The following is a 2,007-nucleotide window of genomic DNA, read 5'->3' as shown; positions in this document are numbered from 1 at the left end:
CGGCAGGAGCACGGACACAGGCCTGCCGGCGGCGAACCACACCGCCGGCAGGAGCCGTGCGAGCAGCGGAAAGCCGAACGGGCGCCTCTCCCCGAGCATGGTCCGCCGCCGCTCCGTCGTCTTCGGGCCGCTGCCCCTCACCGGGTCTCCCACCCACCGGCCGGTCACGACGGGGACGACGTCCACCAGCATCGCGGTGGGCGCCACGGGTCGAGGGGAGGGCCGAGGGATCGCGCTCGGTCGCGATGGCGGATGAGGCGGCTTCCCGGGGGTACGCGTGCCGAGCGACGCAGGGTGGACCGGCGCGCCGTGAGGGAGAGTCAGCTGATGAAGTTCGACGAAGACGCTGCCCTGGACACCTCCGAGGTCCAGGACAACCGGGGCGGAGCTTTGAGCGGGATTCCCGGTGGCGGGAAGACCGTGGGCGGTGGGGTGGTCGGTCTGCTGGTGCTGATCGCGTCGGTGGTGTTGGGGGTGGACCCCGGCCTGCTCAGCTCGGACCCCGCCACCGATGCCGGCGGATCCGGTGGTACCGGTGCCGCCGATCTGGCAGCGGACTGCCGGACGGGTGCCGACGCCAACACGAAGGACGACTGCCGGATCGTGGCCGTGGTCGACAGCGTCCAGGCGTTCTGGAAGCAGACCGAATCAGCCGCCGGGAAGTCCTACACGCAGGCCCCGACCTGGCTGTTCACCAACAGCGTGAGCACCGGCTGCGGCGACGCGACGTCCGAGGTGGGCCCCTTCTACTGCTCCGCCGACGACAAGGTCTATCTCGACCTCGGCTTCTTCGAGGAACTCACCAGCAAATTCGGCGCCGAGGGTGGTCCCTTCGCCGAGGCGTACGTCGTCGCGCACGAGTACGGGCACCACATCCAGGACCTCAACGGCACCATCTCCCGCGGCAGCGGCCAGGGCCGGAACAGCGGCTCGGTGAAGCTGGAACTCCAGGCGGACTGCCTCGCCGGGGTCTGGGCCCACCACGCGACCACGACTCCCGACCCGAAGAGCGGCAAGCCCCTGATCACCGAACTCACGGAGTCGGACATCGATCAAGGACTGGACGCGGCCGCCGCCGTGGGCGACGACCGTATCCAGGAGAGGTACCAGGGCAGCGTCACGCCGGACACCTGGACGCACGGCTCTGCGGCGCAACGTCAGAAGTGGTTCACCACCGGCTACCGGTCCGGGAAAGTCGACACCTGCAACACGTTCGCCTGAAGGATCGCGCAGACCGGCGGCCGATGGCCCACTGGTGGGTGGGACAGGCAGAGATTGACGACCATGGACCTGCCTGACTCCACGGCGACCGGGGATCAGTGCCCGTACTGCCATGCCGGCGCGGCGGCGACGGTCGGCCCGACCCCGGATGCCACGCCGAGGGTCTTCGTCCACCGTCGTCCGGACCTGCGGTGGAGTCCCGATCAGACCCGCCGGGCTCTGCGGTCGCGGTCTCCGGACCAACTGGAGACGCACGTGGCCCACGAGACGATCTGCCAGGCTCCACCTCCAGGGCCGGAGCACATTGCACCGTGCGCCCGCCGGGCCCCCGCCACATGAGGCTGGTACACCCACCGAAGGTCGCACCGTGGCGCTACGGCCGGACCACCCCCCAAGAGCTTCCTCAGTACTCCGGCCGGATCGGGGCCGACGGCGAGGGCGGCGCGTGATCGAGGCCAGGGCGCGTGCGACGCCGCATCTTCGAGGCGGAGCCCGAATCGGCCACGTGCGTCATGAGCGCCGCCCATGTTCGAGAAAGTCGGGATCCGGCCCGCGCACGGGCGCACCCCCACATCGATGCGCCGTGCGCGGACGCGTCCAGCTCCCGTACGCGCCTCCGTGGACGCCCTCGTGGGCACGCTGCGACGGAGCCGGCTCTCGCACGCGGGCCTGCTCCGCATCGGCACCGTCGGGATCGAGCTCTCCGACCGGCGGTCGGGCTGGGGCGTCGATGCGGTCCCGACCGCGACGGGCGCCGGTCGCGGCTGACGCCGCGAGCGCCGTCCC

The 2,007-nt window shown here is 71.3% G+C and carries 3 protein-coding genes; 2 read left to right on the top strand and 1 reads right to left on the bottom strand.

Annotated elements, in window-relative coordinates:
- On the bottom strand, positions 1 to 207 hold a 207-nt coding region (locus tag ACFWEP_RS34325), incomplete at its 3' end, for a hypothetical protein (RefSeq protein WP_387376174.1).
- 120 nt (positions 208 to 327) lie between these two features.
- Here ACFWEP_RS34325 and ACFWEP_RS34320 point away from each other — a divergent pair.
- Together ACFWEP_RS34320 and ACFWEP_RS34315 are read left to right on the top strand one after the other, a co-directional pair.
- Complete coding sequence (locus ACFWEP_RS34320) at positions 328 to 1,221, top strand: neutral zinc metallopeptidase (protein ID WP_387376172.1); 894 nt, start codon at positions 328 to 330, stop codon at positions 1,219 to 1,221.
- A 525-nt stretch (positions 1,222 to 1,746) separates the two neighbouring features.
- Positions 1,747 to 1,989, top strand: a complete 243-nt coding sequence (locus ACFWEP_RS34315) for a hypothetical protein (RefSeq protein ID WP_387376170.1) — start codon at positions 1,747 to 1,749, stop codon at positions 1,987 to 1,989.
- Positions 1,990 to 2,007: the final 18 nt, after the last annotated feature.

The sequence above is a fragment of the Streptomyces sp. NPDC060198 genome, from assembly GCF_042728415.1.
In the GTDB taxonomy this organism is placed as follows: domain Bacteria; phylum Actinomycetota; class Actinomycetes; order Streptomycetales; family Streptomycetaceae; genus Streptomyces.
The sequence above is the reverse complement of the archived record's forward strand: the minus strand, read 5'-3'. Positions and strand labels throughout refer to the sequence as shown.